Genomic DNA, 14837 nt, shown 5'->3' with positions numbered 1-14837 from the left:
CGTGAAATCCTAAAAGCTGTTAAAAATGACAATAAAAAATAACCGTCAACTTTGATCGAGTACGGTTATTTTTTGTAACAAAATCGGTCACCGTCTCAAACGGCTCTACAATAGAGAGGTATGTTGAAGCATCTCTCTTTTCATCTACATTCTAGCATAGATACAATGTAGATGAAAAGAGGTGCCTGCTGCTAAAGGTTCTTGTCATTCTTTAGCGATTGAGCAGTGTATCAACGCTTAGTTCAGTCATTTCAGAAACTTGCATGTCGGCTCCGATTAAGGGTTGGTTGGCCGACAAGCCGACGGCATAGATGCCCGCGGCTTTCAAGCCGTCAATGCCTGATTGTGCATCTTCAAAGCCAATGGCTTTTTGCGGTAGCACGCCAATACTGTCAGCGGCGGCTAAAAAGATTTCAGGATCAGGTTTGCCTTTACTTAACGAGTCGGGATCGACAATTGTGGCGAAGTACGCGCGCACGCCTAATTTTTCCAAAATCAGGGGCGCGTTTTTTGATGCCGAAGCCACGGCACAGGGAATGTGACGTGCTTGGGCTTGTTGTAGCAATGGCACGACACCAGGTAAAACATCTTCTGTTGTTAAATGTTCTAATAATTGAACGTAGTGGTCATTTTTTTGCTGAGCTAAGGCTTCTTTTTCTGCTGGAGTAAACGCATTTTCACGGTGGCCGTGGGCTAAAATGCGGTCCAAGGAATCCATCCGACTAATGCCTTTTAATGTTTCGTTGAAGGTTTCGTCAATGGGGATACCTAGCGAATCGGCCAACGCTTTCCAAGCTTGATAATGAAATTTGGCGGTGTCTGTAATGACACCATCCAAATCAAAAATAAATCCAATCGTCATTGTGGTTCGCTCCTTTATTGATAATGTACTTCTTTTGGTCGTTCGGCGGTTAACGGAATCAACGCGCCCTGAACCAATAATTGTGTGTCTTTATCTGCTGTAATCGTGACACTGGTTTGTGTTAATGAAAATTGATATGTCACGCCTTGATGAATAAACTGGAAGGCCAGCGCTTGCCAATGTTCAGGTAAGTTTGGACAAATTGATAACTCGTTCTGGCGCGTGTCAACGCCTGCATACGTCGCTAAAGTAACGTGGATCGTCGCAGCCATGACCCCTGTATGAATCCCTTCAGCGGTCGTGCCACCTTGAATGTCACGATAATCGGAATACAACGCTTCTTGATAAAGTTGCCAAGATAGCTCATGGAATTGCGCCATTTCTGCCAATTGGGCATGAACAATTCGTGACAAAGTCGAACCATGAGACGTCCGTTTTAGATAATATAAAAGATTTTTTTCCAAATAATCCGCAGGCAATTGATACCCTAAATCTTCTAAAATTTGATCCACCCGAGTTTTGTCTAAGTTGTAGAACAACATTAATGTGTCGGCTTGTTTCGCCACTTTGTAATCATCGGGAGATTCTCCTTCGGCTTTTAAAATTCGATCCATGCGGTAAATATTGCCGTATTTCTCTTTCATCGCCGCCCAGTCAATTTCTTTTAAGCCGAAATACCCTTCATATTGCGCAATAATACCGTCAGAATTAACTTCAATTTCCAGTGAATTTTGAATTTGTTGCATGCGGGCTAGATCAGCAGAAGTAGTCTGCGTTTTGGCAAAAAGTTGTGCCTGTTCTTCCTCAGAGAAAAGTGCCAAAATGTTGGTTAATTCTTCGAATAGCCAAACCACCATCAAATTCGTATAGGCGTTGTTTTTCAAGCCGCTTTCCGCTTGGTCTGGATAGCCCTCGTGAAACTCATCAGGTCCCATCACTTTATCAATAAAGAACCGTCCTGTTGCGTCATCTAACGTCGCAGCGCTGTTCCAAAATTGAGCGATTTCTAACAACATTTCGCCGCCATATTGTTTCATAAATTCATGATCCTGTGTACTATGCCAATACAACCAAGCATTGTAAGCAATCGCTAAGGACACATGCCGTTGCAAAATACTATGATCCTCGCCCCAATGTCCATTCAACGGATTTAAGTGAAGTTTTTGCGTGGTTTCACGCCCATCACGCCCTGATTGCCACGGATACATTGCGCCACGATACTGGCTGGCCGCCGCATTCTCCTTCGCCTTCTCTAATCGATGGTAGCGGTACAGCAACAATTGTTTCGCTGTGTCAGGATAATGTTGAATATAAAAAGGTAAAATAAAAATTTCATCCCAGAAAATATGTCCACGATACGCTTCACCATGCAAGCCTCGGGCGGTAATCGAGACGTCCAATGCTTGGGCTTGGTTACTAAAAGGCGAAGCCGAAGCCAGCAAGTGATAACTGTGAATCCGTAAAAGTTTTTGAGACATCAAATCGCCTGTCACGGTAATGTTGGCTTGTTGCCAAAGGGTTTGCCAAGCGCGGGCGCTTTCCTGAGCGGCGGCCGCAAAAGAGTCCTTCGGCGTAAACGGTACCTGCCAACTTTGTTCGGCGTGGCTGGCTTGCACAAAGACTTGTTTTTCTAGCGTATAGCGCGTGCCTTGGTGCGCCATCACGGTCACCACTTGGGCGATTTTTTCCGCTTCTTCTTGAATCATAATGGCTTCTTTTTCAAAAAAATCACCGGTTATCAAGGCCGTTTCTCGGACGCTTAAGTTGGATTGATTGGTACAAACCTCAATCACGGTTTTGTTTTCCTGCGCGCTTAATGCTGTCACCTGAAAATGTTTCGCTGTTAAGTTGCGATACCGCGCCACGTTATAGTTGTAGACACTGCCATCCGTGACGGTTTTCAAAGTAATCGGGGCCGAAAAGTTTAACGGCTCAAACGTATATTGCAGATGATAGTCATTCGGCTGTGCCATATTGGCGATTTTTTTCGTCGTTAATTTAATTTGCTGATTGTGGGCATCTTTCAAAATCATTTCTGCGACAAACAATCCCGTTTTCAAGTTCAATTGACGGTGTAATTGTTGTAGCGTGTCTGGAGAAATCGTTAACCAGTCAGTGGCATCGCCAATTTTTAAAGCGATGTGTTGGTTGTCAGGAGCATTGACGAAATCTTCATTTTCCACTACTTGACCCGCCACTTCCGAAGCCGCTGTATTATAAAGCCCCGCAATGTAGGTCGCTGGATAATGGTCATCAGAAATCGTCATCTCAGGTGTTGTGCCGCGCAAGCCTAAAAAGCCATTGCCGACAGTTAATAGGGACTCCACCCCATATTCATTTTTCCCAGGCACGTAGCCATAATAGTCCAAATGCCAAGCCAAATACTGCCGTTTTTCTTCAAATGCTTCCAGCAGATTCGGTGCCGCCGCTTGTTCAGCTGCTGTTAAAAGTGGCGTGTTCAACTGTTCCGCGAACGCTTGAATCACCGCTTGCGGAACTAGCGCCAACGTTTCCTCTGGCGAAAAGAAGTCCGCTGGGAACTCAGCCACAATCCCTCCCAGAATCGGCGCAGCCTCTGCCAAAATCAATTGGCACAGTTCAGGAACCGTTTCTTCGATAGTCAAAGCTTCAAAAGGGAACGTTTTTTGGTGAAGCGGTTCCAATTTATGGTTAAAAAAAGTCGTCGTTAGTTGGTTCGTTGCGAATGTTAATTCTAAAATGGTCATGTTTGGCGCCTCCTTACAAACTTGTATAGACATGTTGTGTTTGACTACAGTATAGTATGAACGAATCAGAATTACAAGGATTTTCCCTAGATTCTTGGGAAAACTTTTCCAGAAGGGGGCTGTAACAGACTGCGCTGGGTCCGAAAAAAGGCGGTCAAGCAGTGGTTTGGCTGGGGGAGTTTGTGGCGTAAGCAAGGCAGAAAGTGCAGGGGATTTTTCTGACCAGCTCTAGGTTTTTCGGTGGGAATATGCTATGCTTTTAGAAAAGAAATTGTTGGTAGAGGAGGATCGGCATGAACAAGTTTCATGACATATTTTTAGAATTAGAACAACAAATTGTCCAAGGCGACTATCAGCCAGGCGATTTATTACCTAGTGAAAATCAATTAGTGGAAACTTACAATGTTTCCCGTGAAACAATTCGGAAAGCCTTGAATTTACTGATTAACGCTGGCTACATTCAGAAAAAACAAGGCAAAGGCTCGATTGTGCTCAACTTTAAAAAGTTTAATTTTCCTATTTCAGGGGTGACCAGTTACAAGGAGTTACAACAAACGCAGCATATTGAAAGTCATACTCATGTGGTTTCCTTAGAAGAAATTCCTGTGGAGCGTAACTTGGCTCAGTTGACTGGTTGGAGGGAAGGGGCCCCTGTGTGGCGCTTAGTTCGGCAACGGGAGATTGAAGGGGAAGTCGATATTTTAGATATTGATTACTTGATTAAAGAGATTGTCCCTGAACTGCCGAAGCACCGTGCCGAAGATTCGATTTTCGATTATTTGGAAAACGACCTTGGCTTGGCGATTAGTTATGCCCAGAAAGAGATTACCGTGGAACCGCTCACAGAAATGGACAAGCAGCTGATTGGTGAAGTGGAAGGCAATCATGTCGTTGTGGTCCGCAGTATCATGAACTTGGAAGATACCCGCTGTTTTGGCTATACGGAATCCCGTCACCGCTTAAACAAATTTAAGTTTGTGGAATTTGCGCGTCGCCGCAAGTTGTAAGTCTTGGCGACTAGCAAACGCAAAAATGGTTGTCATTAAATGAATTTTGCCGTTTTTTTCGCCGCAACCGCGAATAAATGTATAAGAATTTAGGAGAAAACGTCACAAAGTAGAGGTTCGCCTCTAACATTGTGACGTTTTCTCGTTGTTTATTAAAAGGATTCGCCAAGAAATGCATTAAATAACAGACGTATATATCAAAAAATATTGTAAAAATGGCTTGAAAGTCGGCTGAAACGTTGATTTTAAGAGGGATTTCGGTTTTTGAACAGAGTTGTTAAATATTTAAAATCACAGGAAAATGAAATTCTTGTATAATAAGGCTATAGCTTCAGAAGCGCCGAAGAAACAACTAGCGACTTCTGGCAATTCATACAGTAAAAGGAGACGTACATATGAAAAAGAAAGTTTTAGCAAGTTTATTGGTTGGTAGCGCCGTGGTTGGTGCTAGTTTAGCACCACTGTCGGCACAGGCCGTGACGACAGGGAATACGCCGGTAACGGTGGGTTTTGAAGGGGGAAGTTTACCAGATGGTAATGGAGACCCGAATACAGTAAGACCTGATCCAGATGCTACAAATAGTAATTTTGACTTATTATTTATTCCCAGAGAATTTGATTTTGGAACACTATCCATTTCAGATGATTTAACGGAACCAATTCCTAGTAAATTAGATGAAGGGCGTAATGGGCACTTAGAAGCTGTGGGTGTAGGCGATATACGAGGGACCAAAGAAGGTTGGCATGTGACTGCTCAGTCGGATGGTATGAAGCTCGGCGAGGAGAGTTTGGCAGGCAGTATCACAAAAAGAGTAACTCATTTGTATCTATTAACTTATAATGAGGAAACTAAAGTGTATGATTATCAAGTTATTAGCAATGCAGACCCAGCTACGACACCTACCGCTAGTAATTCAGCGGATTTTTCAATTCCTTTAGGTGGGGATGCGGTGCTCTTTGCTAATGCAACTGCAGGAAGAGGGCAAGGCTTGTGGTTGTTTTCAATGTTTGGGACTGCTTTAAACATCACCACCCCCGCCTACAACATCAAAGCCGGTAACTACACAGGCAACATCACCTGGAACCTCGTCGCAGGACCATCAATCTAAGCTCAAACAAAAAAGTCATCCTGAAGGGATGACTTTTTGCTTATTTCTCTGTGAAGGTGCTGTCTGTTTTGACAGTTTCAGCAGGCGGTGTTTGCGCCGCTAATAAGTCGCGAATTTCTTTTAAGTAATCTTCGCTCGTTGGTACCACTTCTTCTTCTGCCGCTTCTTCTTTTTTGCCACGGTTTTTCATTTTGTTGGCCGCTTTGACAATCAAGAAGAGGACGAAGGCCGTAATTAAAAATGTAATAAGTGCACTAATCACGCTACCAATATTGAATTCAACGCCTTCGACTTTATAAACAAGGGCACCCAATGCATCGTCGGCACTCTTTTTCCCAGTCGTCAAGACAAAAATCAGACTAATTAACGGGGTAATCAAGCCTTCCACCACTTGTGTCACAATCGCTGTAAACGCACTACCAATGACAACACCGACGGCTAGGTCTAAGACACTTCCGCGCATGATAAACTCTTTAAATTCTTTAATCATTCTTTTTTCCCTCCTCACTTTAAAAACAGTATACCGAATCTTCTTGAAAATTTGAACTGAAAAACTCTTATCATTCAGAAAGCACCTGAAGCTGTGTTATAATGGAGCTATTGGAAAAAACATTAAAAAATGCTTTAGAATTTACGCGATACATATATTTCACAGCATTCTTTAGGTAAGATGAAGCAAATGAAGGAGCGATGCGGCAATGTCTGTTCAATTAGTTAAAGGCGTGAATTTACACGTCATTCCGACAGAAAAATATAAAACGGTGCGTCTTTTAGTCCGCTTTAATACACGATTAAATCATGAAACTATTACAAAAAGAACGCTGTTGTCTAGTTTAATGGAAACCAACAGCTTGAATTACCCGAATCAAGTCAAGTTAAGTGAGCGTTTGGCGGAACTTTACGGCGCCAGCTTTGGGATTGGCGTTTCCAAAAAAGGCAATCAACATTGGTTTAATATTTCTATGAACATTGTCAATGATCATTATTTACAGGATAGTCAGGTGCTCGCCGAAGCGGTGGACTTTTTGAAGGAAATTATTTTTGCCCCCAATATTCAAGCGGGCCAATTCGAGGCAGAAACCTTCCAACGGGAGAAAGAGAACTTGAAAGCGTACTTGGAAAGTATTGTGGAGGATAAGCAAACCTATGCTTCTTTGGCGCTTCAAAGTGTCTATTTTAATCAATCGGAGGATCAAAAAATCCCTAGTTTCGGGACCGTTGCGGCGTTAGCTGAGGAAACAGCGGCATCATTAGCAGCGTATTATCAAAAAATGCTGGCGGAAGATCAAGTGGATATTTTTGTCTTAGGCGATGTCAATGAGGCGGAGTTAGTGCCATTATTCAAGCAATTACCGTTTACGCCTCGTGAAGAAGGCAAAGCCGCGATTTTCTACAATCAACCGATTCGCAACGTGATTGAAGAGCGGACCGAGCGTGAGGTGTTAGCCCAATCGAAATTAAACTTGGCTTACAACACGGATATTTATTATGGCGATAGCTATTATTTTGCGTTGCAAGTGTTTAATGGGATTTTTGGCGGTTTCCCGCATTCCAAATTATTTATGAATGTCCGTGAGAAAGAGCATTTAGCGTATTATGCTTCTAGTAGTATCGACACCTTCCGTGGCTTCATGACGGTTCAAACAGGGATCGATGGCAAAAATCGGAATCAGGTCTTGCGTTTGATTTCGACAGAATTGGAAAATATTCGCTTAGGTAAGATTAGCGAATTAGAAATTGAACAAACGAAAGCAATGTTAAAAAATCAGTATATCTTAGCGTTAGATAATGCAGGCGCGTGGCTGGAAAAAGAATACTTGAACGAATTAATGCCGCAGACGATGCTGACGGCGGAGGAATGGATTGCGCGGATCAATGCCGTGACTATTCCAGAAATCCAAGAAGTAGCCAAACGCTTGGAACTTCAAGCGATCTTCTTTTTGGAAGGAGAAACGGAAAATGATTAAAAAAGACTATGCACAAATTAAAGAAACATTGTATACAGAAACACTGGCGAATGGTTTAAAGGTTTACCTATTACCGAAAAATGATTTCCAAAAAACGTATGGCTTGTTTACGACCGATTATGGTTCCATTGACAATACGTTCGTGCCAATTGGTCAAGAGGAAATGATTGAAGTACCTGACGGAATCGCCCACTTTTTAGAACATAAAATGTTTGAAAAAGAAGATGGCGATGTCTTCCAAAAATTTGGGCAACAAGGGGCTTCAGCGAATGCCTTTACCAGTTTTACGAAAACGAGTTATTTGTTTTCAACGACGGATCAAGTGACACAAAATCTAGAAACGTTGCTTGATTTTGTGCAATCGCCGTATTTTACGAAGGAAACGGTCGAAAAAGAAAAAGGCATCATTGGACAAGAAATTCAAATGTATTTAGATGATCCTAACTGGCGCTTGTTCTTTGGTATTTTAGGTAACCTTTATCCGAAGCATCCATTGCATATTGATATTGCCGGCACAGTGGCAAGTATTGCGGAGATTACCGCAGAAGATTTGTATACATGTTACAATACGTTTTATCATCCAAGTAATATGACCTTATTCGTGGTAGGGAAAATGGACCCTGAAGCGTTAATGGCCTTCATTCGTGAAAACCAAGCGGCGAAAGAGTTTCCTGCCGCCCAACCTATTCGTCGGCATTTTCCTGAAGAAACAGCTGCTGACATTGTCAAAGAGAGCGCCATTGAAATGGCAGTCACACGGGCAAAAGTGCTTGTTGGTTTGAAAGGCTTAGATGAAGTGCCAACAACGGGTCGTGACTTAATGAAATATCAAGTCACCGTGAATTTGTTGTTACAATTATTGTTTGGTAATACCTCTCAAAACTATTTGGCTCTTTATGATGAAGGCTTGTTAGATGATAGTTTTAGTTATGACTTTAATTTAGATCGCAGTTTCCATTTTGCGGATATTGGCGGCGATAGTGAGCAACCAGAAGTCTTAGCAGAACGAATTGAAGCTATTTTATTATCTGCCACAACAAGTCCAGAATTAACGGAAGAAAATTTGTCCTTATTGAAGAAAAAAATGATTGGTAAATATTTCCAATCCTTAAACTCTTTAGAGTATATCGCCAACCAATTTTCACAATCATTGTTTGGGGAAACCACGCTGTTTGATAAGATTGAAGTCATTGAAAGCATTCAATTAGCCGACGTCCGCCAAGTAGCAGAGACCTTTATTCGTGAAGAAGGATTGAGCCGTTTCTACATGTATCCTAAAGGAGAAACCGAGCAATAAACCAACTGTTTAAGAAAAAGAAAAATCTTTGAAATCTTTCAATTTTGTTATCCTCAGTTGGCTTCTTTTGTGGTATTCTTAAAGGACGGGAATGTTTTCCTTGGCAATTGAAAAAGACTGATGAGACAATCGATAAATTAACAAAATAGACTGGAGAAGATGGACGAGTGGCCAGCGTAAATATTGGAGAAACACTAAAAGAAGCAAGATTGCAGAAGAACATCTCAATTGATGAACTGCAACAAATGACAAAAATTCAAAAAAGATATTTAGAAATTATTGAACAAAACGATTTTGAGTCCTTACCAGGCACCTTTTATGTGCGGGCGTTTATCCGCCAATATGCAAGTGCGGTCGGCTTAGATGGCAATCAATTGGTAGATATCTATGATGGCAAAGAGCCAGCAATTGTCGAAGAACCCAAGCCAGTGTATGAAGAGCTTGAAGGGTCACGTAAGCAATTGCATGACGAAGAAAAGCAATCCAGTTGGTTACTGCGGAACTTACCAGCCATTGCCTTTTCGTTAATTGGTTTAGCCATTGCGGTCGTGGTGCTGTACATTATGTGGCAAGATCAAAAAGCCGAACCGATTATTCAAACACCGGCAACTAGTGCCAGTGTGGAAAAACCCAAAGAATCAAGTCAAGCCCCAGAAAGTAGCACACAAAGTAGTACACCGCCGTCTTCTTCAAGCGAACCAGAGAAGAAAACAGCTGTGGCTGTGGTGAGTGATGCCAACAATCAAGTAACTGCAACGGTTAAAGATGCGAATAGTCCAATCAACATTACCTTTAAAGGGACTGAAGGCTCTTGCTGGATTGGCGTGATGGTCGATGGCAACTATACGTACCAACACACCCTGCAAGCAGGAGAGACCCAAACAACAGCTTTACCTGCGAATGCCGCCAATGCAACACTGATTCTAGGCGCCTCAAATAACGTCGCCATTCAAGTCGATGGCGCCGATTTAACACTGGAAAAAACGCCAGTTTTAATTCGTAAGGATGTTACATTAGGGATTACGTATCGTTAGAAATGATGTAAGAAGAATCTGGAAAAACTGTCAAACGGCAATTATTCCAGGTTCTTTTCTTTTTATAATTAACAGCGAATAGTTAAAAAAGACGACAATAATAATTCAAGAGAGAAGGGGATATCAATGCTTAAAATAGTTAATAAAAAATTTAATCTTATCACCATATTTTCAATCGCTCTTTTGGTCATAGGCTTCTTGATTGTTGGCTTACAACTGTATTTCTACTTTATCTATGGTTCTAAATTTTTAGACAGTATCACATTGATTGGAATGATTAATTTCGGTTTAGGCTATTACCAGCTCTTTTTAAAAAAAGGCAAGAATATTTCTGAATAAACGGTCAAACGGCAATTATTCCAGATTCTTTTCTTTTTTTCGTGACACTGCCAGCAAGATAACGTAAAATAGAACAGGAGAAGGAAGGGGCAATTGAAGTGAATTTACCAAATAAATTAACAGTTTTAAGAATATTTATGATTCCGATTTTTATTATTATTGTGTCGGTGCCGATGGACTGGGGAACGATTAGTTTTGGCGACACAACGTTAGCCGTTACCCAATTAGTGGGCGCGATTATTTTTGCAGTTGCTAGTTTTACAGACTGGTTGGATGGCAAAATTGCCCGTGCGCAAGGCTTGGTGACGAACTTCGGAAAATTTGCGGACCCATTAGCGGACAAAATGCTAGTGATGACCGCTTTTATCGTCTTAGTTGGTCAAGGCAAAGTACCCGCTTGGATTGTAGCAATTATTGTTTGTCGTGAATTGGCAGTAACTGGTTTACGGTTGTTATTAGTCGAACATGGCGAAGTAATGGCAGCAGCTTGGCCAGGAAAAGTAAAAACAGCTACCCAAATGGTTGCAATTATTTTACTATTCATTAACAACATTCCATTTTCAGCACTCCATCTACCACTAGATCAAATCATGCTATATGCCTGCTTGATTTTCACCATTTACTCTGGTGTTGATTATTTTGCTAAGAATAAAGATGTTTTTAAAGGTTCGATGTAAAGAGAGAATCAAAACGCTTGGCTTGTGCCAAGCGTTTTTTTAGTATTTTCTTTGAACCAATTGATGAGTTGCAAAATAAAGCAGAGCGGGAAAATTTTTATTTAGCGAAATCTAAAGATAAAGAAAAAAAGTAACTAGTAGCGTACAAACAAATTTAGTTAAGAGATCTACAGAAGAGACAATGATTTTTATGTTTTTAAAGAAGTGTTGCAATAGCTCTAATTCGTTTTTATATAAAGTTTTGTGCAACAGTACTTTTAATAGTAAAATTAACATGTAAGATAATTGTAAAAAGGAATCAAGTAAATAAATATGGTAAAGGAGAAGTTGTATTCATGGAAATGACATTTATTTATATCGATGTCCCAGATATTGATCTAAAAAAGTTTAGTCTGGATGATTTTTATACAGTAACAAAGGAGCTGGATGATGATGATTCAATAACAGATATAGCTAGAGATATAGCTAAGAGGTGTACTGAACATAAAATGAGTAATTTTAAAGGAAAGATAATCAATCAATTTGTTTATCTTTCTCTTAATCCAATAAAAGGACAAAATCTTTATGATAGTATGCTTAACTATTATTTTAACGAAAAAAATGAAGTGATATTTCTTGATATTTTTGATAACGTCAAACATAATTGGAAGCTAAAAGAATTAAAGAATTTGAAGGAAAAAGGACATATAAGAAACGATATTTCTGTCGTATATATATATGTACTAAAAGGTATGGGAGCAGCGGCAGGGCCAGGCTCTTTTCTTGAAGTAATAATAAACAATCTTAGTAATATAATGTTTCAAGTTTTTTTAGCATTAGCGGTTGATTATGTAAAAGATAACTTGAAGAATTTACAGTATAAATTAAAATATAAAAATATTCAAAAAATAGCTGAATATTGGGTAAATAAACAAGGAATACGATCTTCAAGGCAACTAAGGGAGTTTATTATAAATAAAGGGAACTGGGAACTTAACGAATTAGCAATCAATTTGAATATTTCTCAGGAGTATGCAATGATCCTTCTGGAGTCTTTAGGATATGAATTAAAGGGTAATCAATTTGCCCCTAGTTATTCTGAAGAAGCGGTTCGAAGAAGGAAGATTTGGGAAGAAAGAGAAAAATTACAATAGTAAATTTAATACCTAGAGATTAATGAGAACGGAGCTTTGTGGAGTTGATACTGTTTAACACTCTTAAAGCTTAAATACATTGAATAATTATACATGTTATCTATTGCTCCATAAATAGTGAACTACTGTTTATCTTAAAATTTAAGGTTATGAAAGTAGTCATGTAAGTTCTTTTTTCTAACTTATTTTTACCCACAAGATAAAAAGCGTGAGACAAAAATCACTTTGGATTTTTGCTCTACGCTCAAAAACTAATAAACGGCGGGAACAGAAGCAACTCCTTCGGAAATAAGCCGAAATTCTCCAAAAATTAAAGAACAATTTTCGGAAATTCCTTCTTATTTCTCGGAGTTAAACACTTCTGTCCCGACCTCTTTAAATACCTCCATGATAGTTCACTTACTTCATAAAATGTAGAGTCACGGTATAAAGCCAATTTGCGAGGACCGATATTACAAAAATAAGCACCATTCAGATCTTTACGACAAGTAATGCGGATCGGTCTTAGTCGTGCTAATGTTGTCGCGGATTTTTTTCAAGGAATCGGCATTTTGATCAAAATTGTGATACATCGTATTTGTATATAAAATATCCATTACCGTTAAGTAACTAATCCGTGAAGCCAAGGATTCCGCACGAAACAAGCCTTCTTCGGTGACGACAATAATTGCTTCGTCGGACAAGCCTGCCAACTCTGAACCGCTGTTACCGGTTAACGTAATCATTTTTGCGTTGGTTTTTTTAACTTGTCGTGCTAGGTTGATTGATTCTTTGGTTTTGCCTGAATGGGAAAAAATAAACACGCAATCTTCACTGGTTAATTTTGTGACAAAGCTTAACTGCATGTGGTAATCAAAAATGTAGTTGCACCGATAGTTGGTCCGAATGAATTTATGGAAACTATCAAAAGCCACAATCGAGGACCCGCCTTGCCCAAAAAAATGAAGCGTTTTGGCAGAGTACATCAAAGCCAACACGTTATCTAACAGCTCCTTTGTTAAGAACTGTGTGGCGTTACTGAGGGAATAAATATTGGCTTGTAAGACTTTTTTAGCAATGGTAATACTATCATCATCTGGTGAAATATCATCGGCGCCATTCACGCTATTGACGTTTTGAAAAGTCGGCTGATAATTAGAATTCCTGGCGATATCAATTTTAAATTCTTGGAACCCAGAATAGCCAATCTTTTTTACAAATTGATATACGGAAGATTGGGAGACGCCAATTTCGTTGGCAAGACTTTCTAACGTCATTTGTGTCAATAATGATTCAGAATGAACAAAGTAATCGGAAATTTTCTTTTCTGTGAGGCTCAAATTCGGTTTTTTGATCCGAATCCGTTGATCCAAATAGTGGTTTTTCATTAACACGTTCCTCCAATCTTATTTTTTTAAAAATAGAATGAATGCCTTTTCATTGTTGGTATAGACTGATTATAGTGGAAAAAGAGGACAAATACAATTTCTCTTTTTCTCCACAAAAAAGAAATTCTTTAAAAAAAGCCAAAAAAAAATAAATAATCTTTTTTCTGAAAAATGAAGGGGTCTTGAAAAGACTTCTCTCAACTAAAGAAAGTAGCCAGTAAAAAGAACGTGATACCAAGAGATTTACTTGTGTTTTTTGTATGAAAGCTCCTTAAAAATAAAAACGTTTTACCTTTTGAGTAGGCAAGATTTTTGCTAAAAAATAAAAAATATTTTTTAATTATTGTAATCGTTTACATTATTTTTTTTATCCTTTATGATTGAAGTATCAAAAGAGGCAGGTGAAAGAAAAATGGATATTGGCTTTATTGGACTTGGGAAAATGGGTTTGAACATGGCGTTAAATGTTCACGAACAAGGCTGGTCCATTATTGGCTTTGATGTGACAAAGGAAGCAAGAGCGACTGCTAGAGAACAAGGTCTTTCCGTTGTAGATTCGTTGCCGGAATTATTGAAAGCGCTTAACAAAAGGAAGGTGATTTTTTTAAGTACTCCCGCTGGTCAGATTACCAATCAATTAGTGGCAGAATTGGTAGAGCAATTAGCACCAGAGGATATCATTGTGGATAGTGGCAATTCAAATTTTCATGATAGTGTCGCGAATGCTCAACTTGCTAAGGAAAAAGGAATTTATTTTATTGATTGTGGTACTTCTGGTGGCATCAAAGGAGCGCGGGAAGGAGCGTGTTTAATGGTTGGCGGTGCGCCTGAAGCTGTCAAGGTGTTAACCCCATTTTTTGAAGATTTAGCTTGTGAACAAGGGTATCTTTATGCTGGGAAATCAGGAGCTGGTCACTATTTGAAAATGGTGCATAACGGGATTGAGTACGTCATGATGCAAGCTATGGGCGAAGGATTCAATTTATTAGAAGCTGCCGAATATGATTTTGCGTTGGAGAAAGTAGCCGATGTGTGGAATCACGGCTCGATTATTGAAGCTCGCTTGATGGGCTTAGCGAAAGAGGTTTTTGCGGAAAATCCTACGTTAGCCAATTTAGAAGGGAAAGTTGCAGCAAATGGCGAAGCCAAATGGATGATTGAAGAAGCATTGCGTTTGGAGATGCCCGTCCCAACTACGGCATTGTCCTTATTTACGCGAAATGAAAGTATGCTAGCAAATCATTTTTCAAACAAAGTGGTCGCTTCTTTGCGACAAGGATTTGGCGGGCATGAAGTCGTAAAAAGTCAGTAAAGGAGTT

The 14837-nt window shown here is 39.9% G+C and carries 13 protein-coding genes; 9 read left to right on the top strand and 4 right to left on the bottom strand.

The window, feature by feature from the left end; all coding sequences use genetic code 11:
- Window positions 1-211: 211 nt before the first annotated feature.
- Complete coding sequence (gene pgmB, locus IGK70_RS12650; RefSeq protein WP_104855649.1) at window positions 212-862, bottom strand: beta-phosphoglucomutase; 651 nt, start codon at window positions 860-862, stop codon at window positions 212-214.
- 14 nt (window positions 863-876) lie between these two features.
- Complete coding sequence (locus IGK70_RS12645) at window positions 877-3621, bottom strand: glycoside hydrolase family 65 protein (RefSeq protein ID WP_104855648.1); 2745 nt, start codon at window positions 3619-3621, stop codon at window positions 877-879.
- 260 nt (window positions 3622-3881) lie between these two features.
- On the opposite strand from IGK70_RS12645, the gene treR reads away from it, so the two are divergent.
- Both treR and IGK70_RS12635 read left to right on the top strand, forming a co-directional pair.
- A complete protein-coding gene (treR, locus tag IGK70_RS12640) occupies window positions 3882-4595 on the top strand; it encodes a trehalose operon repressor (RefSeq protein ID WP_002367455.1) in 714 nt (237 codons plus the stop codon).
- Window positions 4596-4990: 395 nt separating this feature from the next.
- Entirely contained in the window at window positions 4991-5704 is a 714-nt protein-coding gene (locus IGK70_RS12635) for a WxL domain-containing protein (RefSeq protein ID WP_104855647.1), read from the top strand.
- A 40-nt stretch (window positions 5705-5744) separates the two neighbouring features.
- On the opposite strand, the gene mscL is transcribed toward IGK70_RS12635, so the two are convergent.
- On the bottom strand, window positions 5745-6194 hold the full coding sequence (gene mscL, locus IGK70_RS12630; RefSeq protein ID WP_002354883.1) for a large conductance mechanosensitive channel protein MscL: 450 nt from the start codon (window positions 6192-6194) through the stop codon (window positions 5745-5747).
- A gap of 208 nt (window positions 6195-6402) precedes the next feature.
- Between mscL and yfmF the strand changes: the two genes are divergently transcribed.
- The 6 genes from yfmF (at window position 6403) to IGK70_RS12600 (ending at window position 12151) form a co-directional block, all read left to right on the top strand.
- Window positions 6403-7671, top strand: a complete 1269-nt coding sequence (gene yfmF, locus IGK70_RS12625; RefSeq protein WP_002398177.1) for an EF-P 5-aminopentanol modification-associated protein YfmF — start codon at window positions 6403-6405, stop codon at window positions 7669-7671.
- Entirely contained in the window at window positions 7664-8968 is a 1305-nt protein-coding gene (gene yfmH / locus IGK70_RS12620; protein WP_002380969.1) for an EF-P 5-aminopentanol modification-associated protein YfmH, read from the top strand. Before yfmF ends, yfmH begins: the two co-directional genes overlap by 8 nt.
- 167 nt (window positions 8969-9135) lie before the next feature.
- Window positions 9136-10002, top strand: coding sequence for a RodZ domain-containing protein (locus tag IGK70_RS12615; protein WP_002359020.1), 867 nt, complete (start codon window positions 9136-9138; stop codon window positions 10000-10002).
- A gap of 126 nt (window positions 10003-10128) precedes the next feature.
- Window positions 10129-10341 carry a hypothetical protein gene (locus IGK70_RS12610; protein ID WP_002383222.1) on the top strand — a complete coding sequence of 71 codons (213 nt, stop codon included), beginning with the start codon at window positions 10129-10131 and terminating at the stop codon, window positions 10339-10341.
- Window positions 10342-10439: 98 nt separating this feature from the next.
- A complete protein-coding gene (pgsA, locus tag IGK70_RS12605; protein WP_002365382.1) occupies window positions 10440-11018 on the top strand; it encodes a CDP-diacylglycerol--glycerol-3-phosphate 3-phosphatidyltransferase in 579 nt (192 codons plus the stop codon).
- Window positions 11019-11353: 335 nt separating this feature from the next.
- Complete coding sequence (locus tag IGK70_RS12600; RefSeq protein ID WP_104855646.1) at window positions 11354-12151, top strand: hypothetical protein; 798 nt, start codon at window positions 11354-11356, stop codon at window positions 12149-12151.
- A 479-nt stretch (window positions 12152-12630) separates the two neighbouring features.
- Here IGK70_RS12600 and IGK70_RS12595 read toward each other — a convergent pair whose 3' ends face one another.
- Entirely contained in the window at window positions 12631-13518 is an 888-nt protein-coding gene (locus IGK70_RS12595; protein WP_002383224.1) for a MurR/RpiR family transcriptional regulator, read from the bottom strand.
- A 376-nt stretch (window positions 13519-13894) separates the two neighbouring features.
- On the opposite strand from IGK70_RS12595, the gene gnd reads away from it, so the two are divergent.
- The gene (gnd, locus tag IGK70_RS12590) at window positions 13895-14830 is read left to right on the top strand and encodes a phosphogluconate dehydrogenase (NAD(+)-dependent, decarboxylating) (RefSeq protein ID WP_025191044.1); all 936 of its coding nucleotides are present in this window, start codon (window positions 13895-13897) and stop codon (window positions 14828-14830) included.
- The last annotated feature ends 7 nt before the right edge of the window (window positions 14831-14837 follow it).

It is taken from the genome of Enterococcus sp. DIV0358 (assembly GCF_051713465.1).
Classification (GTDB): Bacteria; Bacillota; Bacilli; order Lactobacillales; family Enterococcaceae; genus Enterococcus; species Enterococcus faecalis.
The sequence above is the reverse complement of the archived record's forward strand: the minus strand, read 5'-3'. Positions and strand labels throughout refer to the sequence as shown.

What these genes read in the sequence shown, in the direction of transcription:
- IGK70_RS12645 (WP_104855648.1), bottom strand. Translation starts at nt 3,621, where the DNA reads ATGTCTATACAAGTTTGTAAGGAGGCGCCAAACATGACCATTTTAGAA.
- IGK70_RS12610 (WP_002383222.1), top strand. Translation starts at nt 10,129, where the DNA reads ATGCTTAAAATAGTTAATAAAAAATTTAATCTTATCACCATATTTTCA.
- gnd (WP_025191044.1), top strand. Translation starts at nt 13,895, where the DNA reads ATGATTGAAGTATCAAAAGAGGCAGGTGAAAGAAAAATGGATATTGGC.
- pgmB (WP_104855649.1), bottom strand. Translation starts at nt 862, where the DNA reads ATGACGATTGGATTTATTTTTGATTTGGATGGTGTCATTACAGACACC.
- yfmH (WP_002380969.1), top strand. Translation starts at nt 7,664, where the DNA reads ATGATTAAAAAAGACTATGCACAAATTAAAGAAACATTGTATACAGAA.
- IGK70_RS12635 (WP_104855647.1), top strand. Translation starts at nt 4,991, where the DNA reads ATGAAAAAGAAAGTTTTAGCAAGTTTATTGGTTGGTAGCGCCGTGGTT.
- IGK70_RS12600 (WP_104855646.1), top strand. Translation starts at nt 11,354, where the DNA reads ATGGAAATGACATTTATTTATATCGATGTCCCAGATATTGATCTAAAA.
- IGK70_RS12595 (WP_002383224.1), bottom strand. Translation starts at nt 13,518, where the DNA reads ATGAAAAACCACTATTTGGATCAACGGATTCGGATCAAAAAACCGAAT.
- mscL (WP_002354883.1), bottom strand. Translation starts at nt 6,194, where the DNA reads ATGATTAAAGAATTTAAAGAGTTTATCATGCGCGGAAGTGTCTTAGAC.
- yfmF (WP_002398177.1), top strand. Translation starts at nt 6,403, where the DNA reads ATGTCTGTTCAATTAGTTAAAGGCGTGAATTTACACGTCATTCCGACA.
- treR (WP_002367455.1), top strand. Translation starts at nt 3,882, where the DNA reads ATGAACAAGTTTCATGACATATTTTTAGAATTAGAACAACAAATTGTC.